Raw genomic sequence first — 15,352 nt, forward strand, 5'->3', positions numbered from 1 at the left:
CTTCGCCATGGATCATCTTGTACTCACAATTATCGCCGCCGACAAACCCGGCCTGGTTGAACGCATCGCGCACAACATCGCTGCCCACGGTGGCAACTGGCTGGAGAGCCGCATGGCCCATATGGCTGGGCAGTTTGCCGGGATCCTGCGCGTCAGCGTTCCCGCAGAGAACCGTCAGGAACTGGTGGGGGCGCTGGAGGACTTATCCACCCACGGCATTCGCGTACTGGTGGGCGAGGGCAGTTCCGGCCAGGCATCGGCGTCCAAACCGATCGTGATGACCCTGGTGGGCAATGATCGCGCGGGCATCGTGCGGGAGATCACTGCGCTGTTGAGCAGGCAGGGCGTCAACCTGGAGCGCTTGAGCACCGATGTGCGCCCGGCCCCGATGAGCGGCGATCCGCTGTTCAACGCCGAGGCCTTGTTGCAGGTGCCGTCTAGCTTATCCCTGGAGACGTTGCAGGCGTCCCTTGAAACCCTGGCAGACGATTTGATGGTAGAACTGCGCAACGATGAATGACCCCCATGAGGTTATGCATGGAAATCTTGCATGGGCCTGTGGATAACCTGTAGAGACTCGACGCCAGGCCCCGCTGGCCGGGCCTCTTCGCCAGCTGAGCAAAAAACGAGCAGTTTCAAGGGCTTGTGCACAAATGGCGGGGACCAGGTTGTGGATAACCTTGGGGTGAATGTCTGCAAGCCAGGCCGCCTATGGCGTGCAGGGCTTTGAACGTTTTTTGATCAGCGTTTGCGCACGCTCAGCCAGATATCCACGCTGTACACCACCAGGCCCGCCCAGATAAAGGCGAAGGCGGTCAGCGTGCTGGGCGCCAGGTGTTCGCCGAACAGCAGCACGGCTTCCAGCAGCACCAGGGTGGGCGCTACGTACTGCAGAAAGCCCAGTGCCGTGTAAGGCAGATGCCGCGCGGCGGCGTTGAAACAGACCAGCGGGATCAGCGTCACCGGGCCTGCGGCCACCAGCCACCAGGCCTCGGAGGTGCTCCAGAATTCCAGCTGTGCGCTGTGGGCCGTCGGGTTGAACAGCAACCAGGCGATGGCAATCGGGACCAGCATCCAGGTTTCCACCACCAGCCCCGGCAGGGCTTTTACCGGCGCCTGTTTGCGGATCAGCCCGTAGAAGCCAAACGTCAGCGCCAGTACCAGCGATACCCACGGCAAACTGCCGACTTGCCACACCTGTTGCGCCACACCGACCGCCGCCAGAACCACGGCTACCCATTGCAGGCGGCGCAGGCGTTCGCCGAGCAGCAGCATCCCCAGCAGTACGTTGACCAGCGGGTTGATGTAGTAACCCAGGCTCGCTTCCAGCATGCGCCCGGTGTTGACCGACCATACATACGTCAGCCAGTTGGCCGCGATCAACGAACCGCTGAGGGCCAGGATCGCCAGGCGCCTGGGGTTGTCGCGCAGCTCGCGAAACCAGCCCGGGTGTTTCCACACCATCAACAGCAAGCCACCGAACAGCGCCGACCACAGCACGCGATGCACGATGATCTCGGCGGCGGGGACACTGGCAATGGCTTTGAAATACAGCGGGAACAGGCCCCAGATGACATAGGCGCTCAGGCCCAGGATGTAACCCTTGCGGGGGTTGGCGGCGTGCATTGCAGAATCCTTGCTCAGGCAGCTTACAAAGCGCGATTGTAAGGATATTTGTCCATGCATGGGGCCCCGCTTCGCTTTTATGTGGGAGGGAGCTTGCCCCCGATAGCGGGGTATCGGTCGCGATATGTCTCAGCTGACAGGCCGCCTTCGGGGGCAAGCCCCCTCCCACCTAAAGCGCAGCAGTCAGAAGAGTTTCAGCGGTTCTTCGTTGAGGGCCGACAGCTGCTCACGCAACGCCAGCACTTGATCACCCCAATAGCGCTCGCTGCCAAACCACGGGAAGCTGTGGGGAAATGCCGGGTCGTCCCAGCGCCGCGCCAACCAGGCGCTGTAGTGCATCAGGCGCAGGGCGCGCAAGGGTTCGATCAGGGCCAGTTCCCGCGGGTCGAAGTCGTGGAACTCCTGGTAGCCGTCCATCAATTCCGACAATTGGCCCAGGCATTCCTGGCGATCGCCGGCGAGCATCATCCACAGGTCCTGCACCGCCGGGCCCATGCGGCAGTCATCCAGGTCGACGATGTGGAACATCTCGTCGCGGCACATCATGTTGCCGGGGTGGCAGTCGCCGTGCATGCGGATGTTCTTGTGCGGGGTGGCCTTGTAGACCTCTTCCACGCGCTTGAGCAGGTCGCGGGCCACGGACTCGTAGGCCGGTAGCAGGCTCTTGGGAATGAAGTTGCCTTCGAGCAGGGTGGTCAGGGAATCATGACCGAAGTTCTTTACGCCGAGGGCCTCGCGGTGTTCGAACGGGCGGGTGGACCCCACGGCATGCAAACGGCCGAGCAGTTGCCCGAGGCGATAGAGCTGGTCGAGGTTGCCCGGCTCCGGCGCGCGGCCGCCACGGCGTGGAAACAGGGTGAAGCGGAAACCCTGATGCTCGAACAGGCTTGCGCCGTTGTGGATCAGCGGCGCGACCACCGGCACGTCGCATTCAGCCAGTTCGAAGGTGAAACGGTGTTCTTCCAGGATCGCTTCGTTGGTCCAGCGCTGCGGCCGGTAGAACTTGGCGATCAGGGGCTCGGAATCTTCGATGCCCACCTGATACACGCGGTTTTCGTAGCTGTTGAGCGCCAAAATGCGCGCATCGCTGAGAAAACCGATGCTTTCGACGGCGTCGAGAACCAGGTCAGGGGTGAGTGTTTCAAACGGGTGGGCCATGCGAACTCCTGCGCGCAGCAGGTCGCCGCGTCCGGCCGGGTATGGTAACGCACCGGGGCTGAGATAGGTGGTGGCTGTGCTATTGCTATCGGGGGCAAGCCCCCTCCCACACTTGATTTGTGAATACAGGTAAAGGTGGGAGGGGCGGTGCGACGATTCGACTTGCCCCCGATGAGGCCCTGTCAGGCGCCGACAACCCCGCCATCATCGCGCCGAATCGCCAGCACCGACGAACGCGGCTTGCCGTTCGGCAGATGCTCCGGCCACGTCGAGCCGCCAGTTTCACCGGGATGTTGAATACCCACAAACAGCGTTTTCTGATCCGGCGAAAAGCTGATCCCGGTGACTTCACACGCCACCGGCCCGACCATGAAGCGACGAATCTCCCCGGTGCCCGGGTCGGCACACAGCATCTGGTTGTTGCCCATGCCGGCGAAGTCGCCCGCGTTGCTGTAGTCGCCGTCGGTGAGAATCCACAGGCGACCGGCCTTGTCGAAACCCAGGCCGTCCGGGCTGTTGAACATGTTCTGCGGGTTGATGTTGGACGAGCCGCCCTTCGGCGCGCCCGCGTGTACGCCGGGGTTGCCGGCGACGACGAACAGGTCCCAGGTGAAGTCCGTGGCACCGTGGTTATCGGCGTCGGCTTTCCAGCGCAGGATCTGGCCATAGACGTTCTTCTCACGCGGGTTGGGCCCGCCCACCGGCTGGCCGTCTTCGCCGCGCTTGGCGTTGTTGGTGAGGGTGCAGTAGACCTGGCCGTCGATGGGGCTGACCACGATCCATTCCGGGCGGTCCATGCGCGTGGCGTTCACCACGCTGGCGGCCAGGCGGGCATGGATCAGCACTTCGGCCTGGCTGGCAAAGCCTGTGCCGGCATCGATGCCGTTTTTGCCATGGGTGAGCTCGACCCACTGGCCCTTGCCCTTGGGATGATCGGCATCGCCATTGCCCGCGTCGAAGATCGCCACGTACAAGGTGCCGTGATCGAGCAAATCCTTGTTGGCCTTCGGGTTGTCGTGGTTGATCGGATCGCGGCTGACGAACTTGTAGATGAATTCGCCACGTTCATCATCGCCCATGTACACCACGGCGCGACCGTCGCGGGTCTCGGCCAGGGCCGCGTTTTCGTGCTTGAAACGGCCCAGGGCGGTGCGCTTGACCGGGGTGGATTGCGGGTCGAACGGGTCGATTTCCACCACCCAGCCGTGACGATTGAGTTCGTTGGGGTTCGTGGCCATGTCGAAGCGCGGGTCGTGCGGGTGCCAGTTGATGTCTTTGCTGGCGGCGACCGCGCCGTAGCGTTTTTGCCCGGCGTCGAAGACCTGCTGGGGGTTGCTGCTGCCGAAACAGTCGGTGAAGTTCTCTTCGCAGGTGAGGTAAGTGCCCCACGGGGTCTTGCCGTTGGCGCAGTTCTGGAAGGTGCCCAGGGCGTTCTTGCCGGTGTTGTCGGCGCCGGTTTTCAGCCAGTCGTGGCCGGCGGCGGGGCCGCTCAGGCGGATTGGCGTGTTGCCGTGAATGCGCCGGTTATAGCGTGAGTCCTGGACGAACTGCCAGGTATCGCCCTTGCGCTGTATTTCGATCACCGACACGCCTTCGCTGGCCAGGGCCTTGCGCACGTCTTCGGCCGATTGCGGTGCGCCGCCGTGGGCGTAGAGGTAGCGGTAGTTGGTGTATTCGTTGTTGATCGCCATCAAGGCGCGGTTGTCGTCGCCGGGGAAGGGAAACAGGCTCATGCCGTCATTGTTGTCGCCGAACTGCTGTTCCTGGGCCTTGGCCGTGCCGTTGCCGGAGGGATCGAAGGCCGGCGCCTGCTTGCTCAAGGGCTGGCCCCAGCTGATCAGCACCGAGGCGCTGTAGCCGGGCGGCAGGCTGATGGTGTCGCTGGTGGCGGCGGCGATGCCGGTAAAGCCCAGCAACGGGCTGGCAGAGGCGGCATTCACGGCCAGGGCGCTGCGACTGAGCAGGTTGCCGCCCAGGAACATCGCCGCACCGCACAGGGCGCCGGCACCGATAAAGCGGCGACGGGTGAGGCCGACCATCTGTTCGAGGTCGGTGGCTTGGTTTTCTTCCAGCAGGCTCATGTCAGGCTCCTTACGGTTTTTGCAGACACCTTAAGGAGCGGGCGTGACGAAATTGTTGCAGTTTGATGGCGGGTGCCGGCTACACCGGCGTGCCAAGCAATACCTGGCCGGGGGCGAATTGCACCTGGACCGGCTGGCCAGGCGCGGCGTTGAGTGCGCTCAGTGCGGCGGGCTGCGCCAGGGCACATAGCACCTGACCGCTTGGCAGGCCGATTCGGACTTCGCTGGGGCCGTCTTCAGCGTCGAGAATCGTCTCAATCACACCGCTCAAGCAATTGTGTCCAAGTGTTGCGGTTTGCCCGATGGCCAATAATTCCAGCCAGCCGGCCTTGATCAGGGCGACCACTTCCACGCCGGGCTCCAGCTCCAGCCGTTGCGTGCTGTCGTGCGTGATATGTGCATCCAGATACAGGCCACCCGCCAGTTCCAGGCGCACCCTGTCATTGCGCCCATGGCGCTCGATGGCGCTGACCTGGCCGTGCAGTTGATTGCGCGCACTGGTGCGCAGCATCAGGCGGCCCAGCAGATTGAAGTCGCGGGCTGCTTCGTCTGTTGCAAGTACCTCGGCTTGCAAGGCTTGCAGGCGCTGATATAGGCGCAGCACGCGTTCACCTTCGCTCGTCAGCCTGGCGCCGCCACCGCCTTTGCCGCCGACGCTGCGCTCCACCAGCGGCGTTTGCGCCAGGTTGTTCAGTTCATCGATGGCGTCCCATGTGGCTTTGTAGCTCAAGCCGGCACTTTTGGCGGCACGGGTGAGGGAGCCCTGCTCGGCGATATGCGCCAGCAACGCGATGCGCTGAGGGCGGCGGATGATGTGCTGGCTGAGCGGCGAGGGCAGTGACATGGGATGACGCCTGGCTGGAATGAGCGGACGTTGCCGCCCGGCGGTCCGGGAGTCAAGTCACGTGCCGGGTTTGGGCGTGCGGGCCAGGCAATACACATCGACCTGGCGCGCGCCGGCCTTCATCAATAACCGCGCCAGGCTGTGGGCGGTGGCGCCGGTGGTCAGCACGTCGTCCACCAACGCCAGGTGGCGACCCTGCACCCGGGCGCCGGGTGCCAGGGCGAAGGCGTCGAGCAGGTTGCGTTTGCGCGTTTTGGCGTCGAGGTCTTGTTGCGCGATGGTTTCCTGGGGACGCAGCAACAGGTGTTCATCGCAGGGGATGTCCAGGTCGGTGCTGAGCCAGCGCGCCAGCATCACGGCCTGGTTATAGCCACGCTGGCGCAGACGTTTGGGGGGCATCGGCACCGGCAGCAGGCAATCGGGGCGGGTGAGTTCGGCATTCTCGAACCGATGCTGCAACAGCCGCCCGAGCAAGCGTCCCAGCAGGTGCCCCAACGGCCAGCGCGCCTGATGCTTGAACCGGCTGATCAGGCTGTCCACCGGGAAGCTGTAGGTCCAGGGCGCAATCACGTGTTTATACGCGGGCGGATGTGTCTGGCATTGGCCGCACACCAATCCGTCCATGGGCAAGGGCAGGGCGCAGACTTCACAGCACTCCATCAGCCACGGCAGCTCGGTCTCGCAGGCGTTGCAGACGCAATCGGCGCTTTCGGCGCGCTCATCGCAGATCAAACAGGATTGTACGCTTTTTAACCAGATGTAAACCTGGTGTTTGTGGGTTGGTTGACAGTGCATGAATCTTCCTTAAATATGCCGAGCATCCGTGTCGTGCCTGTGGGTATTGCCCCTCCCGCAGCGTTAGTCAAAGCATAATCAAGGAATCACCCATGAGCGCCAGCACCTCTGCCACCCTGCGTCACGATTGGTCTTTGGCCGAAGTCAAAGCCCTGTTCGTGCAGCCGTTCAATGACCTGCTGTTCCAGGCGCAGACCGTGCACCGTGCGCATTTCGACGCCAACCGCGTGCAGGTGTCCACCCTGCTGTCGATCAAAACCGGCGCCTGCCCGGAAGATTGCAAATATTGTCCGCAGTCGGGTCACTACAACACCGGCCTGGAAAAAGAAAAGCTGATGGAGGTGCAAAAGGTCCTCGAAGAGGCTGCGCGCGCCAAGGCCATCGGCTCGACGCGTTTCTGCATGGGCGCCGCCTGGAAACATCCATCGGCCAAAGACATGCCGTACGTGCTGGAAATGGTCAAAGGCGTGAAGGCCATGGGCCTGGAAACCTGCATGACCCTCGGCCGTCTCGATCAGGACCAGACCGTCGCGTTGGCCCAGGCCGGCCTCGACTATTACAACCACAACCTCGATACCTCGCCGGAATTCTACGGTTCGATCATCACCACGCGCACCTACAGCGAACGCCTGCAAACCCTGGCCTATGTGCGTGATTCGGGGATGAAGATCTGCTCCGGCGGTATTCTCGGCATGGGTGAGTCCCTGGATGACCGCGCCAACCTGCTGATTCAATTGGCCAACCTGCCGGAGCATCCGGAGTCGGTGCCGATCAACATGCTGGTCAAGGTGGCCGGTACGCCGTTGGAAAACGCCGAGGACATCGACCCGTTCGACTTCATCCGCATGCTGGCGGTGGCGCGCATCCTGATGCCGCAATCCCATGTGCGCCTGTCGGCCGGCCGCGAGGCGATGAACGAGCAGATGCAGGCCCTGGCGTTCTTTGCCGGTGCCAACTCGATCTTCTACGGCGACAAGCTGCTGACCACCGCCAACCCGCAGGCGGACAAGGACATGCAACTGTTCTCGCGCCTCGGGATCCTGCCGGAGGCGCGGGAAGAGCATGCCGATGAAGTGCACCAGGCTGCCATTGAACAGGCGTTGGTGGAGCACAAGAGCAGCGAGCAGTTTTACAACGCCGCCGCCGTTTGATTGAAATGCATTCCAAAGGTGGGAGGGGGGCAAGCCCCCTCCCACCTTTTGAACCGCGAACACCCTGCTGAATCGAGGCCTGCATGTCTTTCGATCTCGCCGCGCGCCTCGCTGCCCGCCGTGCCGAACACCTTTACCGTCAACGCCCCTTGCTGCAGAGCCCCCAGGGCCCGGAAGTGGTGGTGGACGGCAAGCCGCTCCTGGCGTTTTGTAACAATGACTACCTGGGCCTGGCCAACCATCCGCAGGTGATCGAGGCCTGGCGCGCCGGTGCGTCCCGCTGGGGCGTGGGCGGTGGCGCGTCGCACCTGGTGGTGGGGCATGCCACGCCGCACCACGCGCTGGAAGAAGCCCTGGCCGACCTGACCGGGCGCCCGCGTGCATTGCTGTTTACCACCGGCTACATGGCCAACCTCGGCGCGGTCACCGCCTTGGTGGGGCAGGGCGACACCGTGCTGGAAGATCGTCTGAACCATGCGTCGTTGCTGGATGCCGGTTTGCTGTCCGGGGCACGTTTCACCCGTTACCTGCATAACGACGCCGCCAGCCTGGCCAAGCGCCTGGAGAAAGCCACCGGTAACACTCTGGTGGTGACCGATGGCGTATTCAGCATGGACGGCGACCTCGCCGATTTGCCGGCGCTGGCCCGTGAAACCAAAGCCAGAGGTGCCTGGTTGATGGTCGATGACGCCCACGGTTTCGGCCCGCTGGGGGCCAACGGCGCGGGCATCGTCGAGCATTTTGGCTTGAGCCAGGAAGATGTGCCGGTATTGGTCGGCACCCTTGGTAAAGCGTTCGGCACCGCCGGTGCCTTTGTGGCGGGCAGTGAAGAACTGATCGAAAGCCTGATTCAATTCGCCCGGCCGTACATCTATACCACCAGCCAGCCGCCGGCGCTGGCGTGCGCCACCCTCAAAAGCCTGGAGCTGCTGCGCACCGAGCATTGGCGCCGCGAGCACCTCAACGGGTTGATCCGTCAGTTCCGCCAGGGCGCCGAGCAGATCGGCCTTAAGTTGATGGACAGTTTTACGCCGATCCAGCCGATCCTGATGGGCGACAGCGCGCGAGCCTTGCGCCTGTCGCAGATGCTGCGCGAGCGCGGGCTGATGGTGACCGCGATCCGTCCCCCCACCGTGCCCGCCGGCAGCGCCCGTTTGCGCGTGACGTTGACGGCGGCCCACAGCGCAGCGCAGGTGCAGCTATTGTTAAACGCATTGCAAGCGTGTTTCCGGTTGTTAAACACCATGGAGCCCGAGCATGCGTGATCGACTGGTATTGCTGCCCGGCTGGGGCCTGGGTGTATCGCCGCTGGAACCGCTGGCCGCGGCGTTGCACGGCTTGAATGAACACTTGCACGTGCAGATCGAACCGTTGCCGGCCCTGGACTCCAGCGATTTGACCGAATGGCTCGACGAACTGGATGCCACGCTGCCGGACAATGCCTGGCTCGGCGGCTGGTCCCTGGGCGGCATGCTCGCCTCGGAGCTGGCGGCACGACGCGCGGAGCGTTGCTGCGGGTTGCTCACCCTGGCGAGCAATCCGTGTTTTGTCGCCCATGATGCTTGGCCGCAGGCCATGCCTGCCGACACATTCGACGCGTTCCTCGCCGGCTGCCACGCCGACTCCCAGGTCACCCTCAAGCGCTTTGGCCTGTTGTGCGCCAAGGGCGCGGCCGACCCGCGCGGGCTCTCGCGTCTGTTGGTCAGTGGGGCACCGAACACCTCGCCCAGCGTGTTGATGCCCGGCCTGGAATTGCTTGCCCAATTGGACACCCGCGCCGCGTTGCAGGCCTTTCGCGGGCCGCAACTGCACCTGTTTGCCGGTCAGGATGGGCTGGTGCCCGCCGAAGCCGCCAGTGACTTGCTGGCGCTGCTGCCCGATGTGGAAATCGGCCTGATTGAACAGGCCGGTCACGCTTTTCTTCTGGAGGACCCCCACGGTGTAGCGGGGGCCATCCAGGCTTTTTTGCATGAGTGCGTCGATGACTGATCTATCCCATCCCCACCTGCCGGGCGCCTTGCCCGACAAGCGCCAGGTGGCCGCGTCGTTCTCCCGGGCTGCGGCCAGTTATGACAGCGTGGCCGAGTTGCAGCGAGCGGTGGGCCATGCCCTGCTCGCGCAATTACCGGCGGGACTCGCGCCACAACGCTGGCTCGATCTGGGCTGCGGCACGGGCTATTTCAGCCGCGCACTGGCTGAGCGGCTACCTGCCAGCCAAGGCACCGCGCTGGATATTGCCGAAGGCATGCTCAACCATGCGCGGCCTTCAGGCGGCGCGCAGCACTTCATCGCCGGTGATGCGGAACGCTTGCCGCTGAAGGCTGAAAGCTTTGCGCTGATTTTTTCCAGCCTGGCGGTGCAGTGGTGTGCGAACTTCGACGCAGTCCTCAGTGAAGCCCTTCGCGTGCTGCAACCGGGCGGCGTGCTGGCCTTTGCCAGCCTGTGCGTGGGCACGCTGGATGAGCTGCGCGAGAGCTGGCGCGCGGCGGATGGCTGGGTTCACGTCAACCGTTTCCGCACCTTCGAGGCTTATCAGCAACTGTGCGCAGCCAGCGGTTTTCGGGTGACGAGCCTGGAGCGGCGGCCCCATGTCCTGCATTACCCGGACGTGCGCAGCCTGACCCATGAGCTGAAAGCCCTGGGCGCACATAACCTCAACCCCGGTCGCCCGGGAGGGTTGACCGGCCGCGCGCGGGTTGCGGCACTGGTCCAGGCTTACGAACAGCTCCGTCAGGTCCAGGGCTTGCCCGCTACGTACCAGGTGGTGTACGCCGTACTGGAGAAACCACTATGAACGCCGCTTATTTCATCACCGGCACCGACACCGACGTGGGCAAGACCACCATCGCCGCCGGCCTGCTGCATGCCGCGCGCCAGGCGGGTAAAACCACGGCGGCGGGAAAACCCGTGGCCTCCGGCTGCCAGATCACGCCCAAGGGCTTGCGTAACGCCGATGCCCTGGCACTGCTAGCCGAATGTTCGTTGCCGTTGACCTATGCCGAGGTCAACCCGGTGGCGTTTGAACCTGCGATTGCGCCGCATCTGGCGGCACGTGAGGCGGGCGTTGCGCTGACGGTGCAAGCGCTGCTCCAGCCGATGCAGCGGATGCTCGAGCACAAAGCGGACTTCACGTTGATCGAAGGCGCAGGGGGGTGGCGCGTGCCGCTGGCCGATCAAGCCAACCTGTCGGACCTGGCCATTGCGCTCAAGTTACCGGTGATCCTGGTGGTGGGGGTGCGTCTGGGGTGTATCAGCCATGCGCTGCTCACCGCCGAAGCGATCGCGCGCGATGGATTACCGCTGGCCGGTTGGGTGGCCAATATCATCGACCCGAAGACCTCTCGTCTGGAAGAGAACCTCGCCACCCTGGCCGAGCGTTTACCGGCGCCTTGCCTTGGACGGGTACCGAAACTCAAGCATGCCGGGGCAGCCGCGGTGGCCGCTTACCTGGAAATGGACCTGCTTGACTGATTTTGGCTATCGCTAAGGCAATGTGCCATTAGTGTTTTTAACGGGCCTTTCACCAGGATGTCTGGTTCAATTGGCTCTCACGATTCTCTAAAGGCAGGCTTACGCCATGGAAATCTCTGGAAGCAGCGCGTTTTATTCGGGCCTGAGCACCATCCAGGCCGGGCAGAACCGTGTCGACCAGGCCGCTGGGAAGATCGCCAGCGCCGCGACGTCCCAGCCATCGGCCGCGCAAAGCGACCGTCTGCAAGCCAACGATCGCGCTCAGGCGTCCAATTCGGCGAGCAATATGGTCGAAATGGCCCAGGGCAAGTTTCAAGTGGAGCTTGGCGCGAAAGTCGCCAAGGCTTCGGACGAAATGCTCGGTACGCTGATCGATACCTACGCCTGATTCTCACGCTGAATGCACTGCACAATGTGGGAGGGGGCTTGCCCCCGATAGCGGTCCATCAGCCAGCTTATTCATAGCTGACCTGCCGCCATCGGGAGCAAGCCCCCTCCCACATGTGTTTTGTGCCCTCGCGCTGGACTCCTACACTTCTCTTAATCATGTGGCACCACGCCACAGGCTTTGCCGTGCGCGCCATTGATCCGCATCAAGACAAACGGCAGCGGGCCGACGCTTGACAACCCCAGGTCGTAAACGTATGTTTCAAACACCTGTTTGACCGCCCTGACTCATCCATGCGGTTGTTCATCCCAGATACATCAGCAGAGGTTTATCGCTATGCCTGACTACAAGGCCCCCTTGCGTGATATTCGCTTCGTTCGTGACGAACTGCTCGGTTATGAAGCGCACTATCAGAGCCTGCCGGCTTGCCAGGACGCTACTCCGGACATGGTTGACGCCATTCTCGAAGAAGGCGCCAAGTTCTGTGAGCAAGTGCTGGCGCCGCTGAACCGCGTGGGTGACATCGAAGGGTGTACCTGGAGCGAGTCAGGCGTTAAAACCCCTGCTGGTTTCAAAGAAGCCTACAAACAGTTCGTCGAAGGCGGCTGGCCAAGCCTGGCCCATGACGTGGAGCACGGCGGCCAAGGCCTGCCGGAGTCCCTGGGCCTTGCCGTGAGTGAAATGGTCGGCGAAGCCAACTGGTCGTGGGGCATGTACCCAGGCCTGTCCCACGGTGCGATGAACACTATTTCCGAGCACGGCACGCCGGAGCAGCAAGAGGCCTACCTGACCAAGCTGGTGTCGGGCGAGTGGACCGGCACCATGTGCCTGACCGAGCCGCACTGCGGCACCGACCTGGGCATGCTGCGCACCAAGGCCGAACCTCAGGCTGACGGTTCCTACAAAGTGTCCGGCACCAAGATCTTCATCTCGGCCGGTGAGCACGACATGGCCGATAATATTGTCCACATCGTGCTGGCGCGCCTGCCGGATGCACCGGCCGGCACCAAAGGCATCTCGTTGTTTATCGTGCCTAAATTCCTGCCCAACGCCGATGGTTCGGTGGGCGAGCGCAACGCGGTGACCTGTGGCTCCCTGGAGCACAAGATGGGCATCCACGGCAACGCCACCTGCGTGATGAACTTCGACGCGGCCACCGGTTACCTGATCGGCCCGGCGAACAAAGGCCTGAACTGCATGTTCACCTTCATGAACACCGCTCGCCTGGGGACCGCGCTGCAAGGCCTGGCCCACGCCGAGATCGGTTTCCAGGGTGGCCTGAAATATGCGCGTGACCGCCTGCAAATGCGTTCCCTGACCGGCCCGAAAGCGCCGGAAAAAGCCGCCGACCCGATCATCGTGCACCCTGACGTGCGCCGCATGCTGTTGACCATGAAAGCCTTCGCCGAAGGCAACCGTGCGATGGTGTACTTCACCGCCAAGCAAGTGGACATCGTCAAGTACGGCACCGATGACGAAGCCAAGAAACAGGCCGACGGCCTGCTGGCCTTCATGACTCCGATCGCCAAGGCGTTCATGACTGAAGTTGGTTTCGAGTCCGCCAACCACGGCGTACAGATCTACGGCGGTCACGGGTTCATCGCCGAGTGGGGCATGGAGCAGAACGTTCGCGACAGCCGCATTTCGATGCTGTACGAAGGCACCACCGGCATCCAGGCCCTCGACCTGCTCGGCCGCAAGGTACTGATGACCCAGGGCGAAGCGCTCAAGGGCTTCACCAAAATCGTGCACAAGTTCTGCCAGGCCAACGAAGGCAACGACGCCGTCAAGGAATTCGTTGCACCGCTGGCGGCGTTGAACAAAGAGTGGGGCGAGTTGACCATGAAGGTCGGCATGGCCGCGATGAAAGACCGTGAAGAAGTCGGTGCCGCCTCGGTGGACTACCTGATGTACTCCGGTTACGCGTGCCTGGCTTACTTCTGGGCCGACATGGCACGCCTGGCCGCCGAAAAACTGGCCGCCGGTACCAGCGAAGAGGCGTTCTACACCGCCAAGCTGCAGACCGCGCGCTTCTACTTCCAGCGCATCCTGCCGCGTACCCGCACTCATGTTGCGACCATGCTGTCGGGCGCCAATAACCTGATGGACATGAAAGAAGAAGACTTCGGCCTGGCTTACTAAGCCTTACCGGGTTCAGAAAAACCGCTTCCTTTCGGGGAAGCGGTTTTTTTTTGCCCGTGCGAAAGCCGCTGGCCAAGCATTGAAATGCGCTCAATGTGGGAGGAGGCTTGCTCCCGATAGCGGCCTGTCAGTCGATAGCTATTTGACTGACCCACCGCCATCGGGAGCAAGCCCCCTCCCAAATGCGGTTTCAGTCGATCCGAAAAATGCGCGCTGACACTAAGGGTTTAATGAAGCGTGCCGTTACAGTGATGGCAATGTGATACAGGTCGGACGGGTTGTGTTTAACTGGCTGCGTAGTAGCACCATGCCATTACTTTTTGCGGGTCGGAGTTCTACCCTTGTCACGCGTGTCCGCTGTGCGCTTCAGTCATTTCCTTCCCTCTTTGCTGCTGTTGCTGGCTGGGCTTTCGGCTGCCTACCTCAAGGACCTCAACGTTTTCTTCACCTCGCTGTTCAACGTGCTGCCGACCCTGGTGCTGTTGCTCGGCGGAGCGTACTGCACGGTGTATCGGCGCCAGCGTGAGCTGTTCCTGATGATCACGGTGTACATCACGTATTTTCTGCTGGACACCCAGACCGATTTCTACCGCGACAATGGCCGCGTGCGCGAAGACGCGGCCGTGGTGTTTCACCTGTGCTGCCTGCTGCTGCCGTTGCTGTTCAGCGTGTACGCGCTGTGGCAGGAAAAGACCCACCTGTTCCGTGACTTCGTCGCACGCTGCGCGGTGCTATTGGCCGTCGGCAGCGTGGCGCTGGCCCTGGAGCAAAGCTACCCACAAGGGGTGCTGGACTGGTTGGCCGAGATCCGCTGGCCGGCGCTGCATGGCGCCTGGATGAGCCTGATCCAGCTTGCATACCCGATGTTTCTGATTGGCTTTATCACCCTGGCCGCCCAGTACTGGTATCAGCCGCGCCCGTTGCACGCCGCGCAACTGGTGGGGTTGCTGGGGATGTTCTGGATGCTGCCGCAAACCTTCATCCTGCCGTTTACGCTCAACATCATGTGCAGCCAGGTGATGCTGATGATCGCTGCCGGTGTGGCGCATGAGGCGTATCAAATGGCCTTTCGCGATGAGCTGACCGGCTTGCCGGGCCGCCGCGCCCTCAACGAACGCATGCAGCGGCTGGGGCGCAACTATGTGTTGGCGATGAGCGACGTGGACCACTTCAAACGTTTCAACGACACCCACGGCCATGACGTGGGCGACCAGGTGTTGCGCCTGGTGGCGAGCAAGCTGTCCAAGGTCAGCGGCGGCGGGCGCGCCTACCGTTACGGCGGTGAAGAGTTCGCCGTGGTGTTTGCCGGCAAGAGCCTGGATGAATGCCTGCCGCACCTGGAGGAGATCCGCGAAATCATTGCCAACTATGCGATCAAGTTGCGCAACCCGGACCGCCCCAATGACGACCATCAAGGTCGCCAGCGTCGGGCCGCCAGCGGTGCGTCCAGTGTGTCGGTGACGGTCAGCATCGGCGTGGCCGAGCGCCAGGCCGAGCAGCGTAGTCCTGAAGAAGTGCTCAAGTGCGCCGATCAGGCGCTCTATGCCGCCAAGGGCGCCGGGCGCAACTGCGTGATCGCGGCCGGGCAGAACCGTCGCGGTGCCGTGCGCATGGAAAGCGCTGCCGGTTGAGTAATGGCGCTGTATTCAGCAGCGCTACAGTGATTGTTTGCGGCGTTGGCCGGCAGTAGGTTGGG

At 62.8% G+C, this 15,352-nt stretch carries 14 protein-coding genes; 9 read left to right on the top strand and 5 right to left on the bottom strand.

Annotated elements, in window-relative coordinates:
- Positions 1–7 precede the first annotated feature (7 nt).
- Positions 8–520, top strand: a complete 513-nt coding sequence (locus tag CIB54_RS11945; RefSeq protein ID WP_065949521.1) for a glycine cleavage system transcriptional repressor — start codon at positions 8–10, stop codon at positions 518–520.
- Positions 521–741: 221 nt separating this feature from the next.
- On the opposite strand, the gene rarD is transcribed toward CIB54_RS11945, so the two are convergent.
- The 5 genes from rarD to CIB54_RS11970 all read right to left on the bottom strand — a co-directional run bounded on the left by rarD (position 742) and on the right by CIB54_RS11970 (position 6,504).
- Positions 742–1,626: an EamA family transporter RarD gene (gene rarD, locus CIB54_RS11950; RefSeq protein ID WP_065934285.1), complete on the bottom strand. Its 885-nt coding sequence runs from the start codon at positions 1,624–1,626 to the stop codon at positions 742–744.
- Positions 1,627–1,809: 183 nt separating this feature from the next.
- On the bottom strand, positions 1,810–2,784 hold the full coding sequence (locus CIB54_RS11955; RefSeq protein ID WP_003176519.1) for a serine/threonine protein kinase: 975 nt from the start codon (positions 2,782–2,784) through the stop codon (positions 1,810–1,812).
- Between the two features lie 182 nt (positions 2,785–2,966).
- Positions 2,967–4,865 (bottom strand): PhoX family protein, encoded by a 1,899-nt coding sequence (locus CIB54_RS11960; protein ID WP_101219884.1) that lies wholly within the window; start codon positions 4,863–4,865, stop codon positions 2,967–2,969.
- Between the two features lie 79 nt (positions 4,866–4,944).
- Positions 4,945–5,709 (bottom strand): TOBE domain-containing protein, encoded by a 765-nt coding sequence (locus tag CIB54_RS11965; RefSeq protein WP_101219885.1) that lies wholly within the window; start codon positions 5,707–5,709, stop codon positions 4,945–4,947.
- A 57-nt stretch (positions 5,710–5,766) separates the two neighbouring features.
- Entirely contained in the window at positions 5,767–6,504 is a 738-nt protein-coding gene (locus CIB54_RS11970) for a ComF family protein (RefSeq protein ID WP_101219886.1), read from the bottom strand.
- Between the two features lie 92 nt (positions 6,505–6,596).
- Here CIB54_RS11970 and bioB point away from each other — a divergent pair, with 92 nt between their 5' ends.
- The 8 genes from bioB (at position 6,597) to CIB54_RS12010 (ending at position 15,287) form a co-directional block, all read left to right on the top strand.
- Positions 6,597–7,655 (top strand): biotin synthase BioB, encoded by a 1,059-nt coding sequence (bioB, locus tag CIB54_RS11975; RefSeq protein WP_101219887.1) that lies wholly within the window; start codon positions 6,597–6,599, stop codon positions 7,653–7,655.
- 83 nt (positions 7,656–7,738) lie between these two features.
- Positions 7,739–8,920: an 8-amino-7-oxononanoate synthase gene (bioF, locus tag CIB54_RS11980; protein ID WP_065950944.1), complete on the top strand. Its 1,182-nt coding sequence runs from the start codon at positions 7,739–7,741 to the stop codon at positions 8,918–8,920.
- Positions 8,913–9,644 carry an alpha/beta fold hydrolase gene (locus tag CIB54_RS11985; RefSeq protein ID WP_101219888.1) on the top strand — a complete coding sequence of 244 codons (732 nt, stop codon included), beginning with the start codon at positions 8,913–8,915 and terminating at the stop codon, positions 9,642–9,644. The genes bioF and CIB54_RS11985 overlap by 8 nt, the downstream gene beginning before the upstream one ends.
- The gene (gene bioC, locus CIB54_RS11990) at positions 9,637–10,449 is read left to right on the top strand and encodes a malonyl-ACP O-methyltransferase BioC (RefSeq protein ID WP_101219889.1); all 813 of its coding nucleotides are present in this window, start codon (positions 9,637–9,639) and stop codon (positions 10,447–10,449) included. The genes CIB54_RS11985 and bioC overlap by 8 nt, the downstream gene beginning before the upstream one ends.
- On the top strand, positions 10,446–11,126 hold the full coding sequence (gene bioD / locus CIB54_RS11995) for a dethiobiotin synthase (protein WP_101219890.1): 681 nt from the start codon (positions 10,446–10,448) through the stop codon (positions 11,124–11,126). The genes bioC and bioD overlap by 4 nt, the downstream gene beginning before the upstream one ends.
- A 106-nt stretch (positions 11,127–11,232) precedes the next feature.
- The gene (locus CIB54_RS12000) at positions 11,233–11,514 is read left to right on the top strand and encodes a pyrroloquinoline quinone biosynthesis protein PqqE (RefSeq protein WP_065950940.1); all 282 of its coding nucleotides are present in this window, start codon (positions 11,233–11,235) and stop codon (positions 11,512–11,514) included.
- Positions 11,515–11,850: 336 nt separating this feature from the next.
- Entirely contained in the window at positions 11,851–13,656 is a 1,806-nt protein-coding gene (locus CIB54_RS12005) for a phenylacyl-CoA dehydrogenase (protein WP_101219891.1), read from the top strand.
- 341 nt (positions 13,657–13,997) lie between these two features.
- The gene (locus CIB54_RS12010) at positions 13,998–15,287 is read left to right on the top strand and encodes a GGDEF domain-containing protein (protein ID WP_065950938.1); all 1,290 of its coding nucleotides are present in this window, start codon (positions 13,998–14,000) and stop codon (positions 15,285–15,287) included.
- Positions 15,288–15,352 lie beyond the last annotated feature (65 nt).

Source organism: Pseudomonas fluorescens (genome assembly GCF_002837185.1).
GTDB classification, from domain to species: domain Bacteria; phylum Pseudomonadota; class Gammaproteobacteria; order Pseudomonadales; family Pseudomonadaceae; genus Aquipseudomonas; species Aquipseudomonas fluorescens_AM.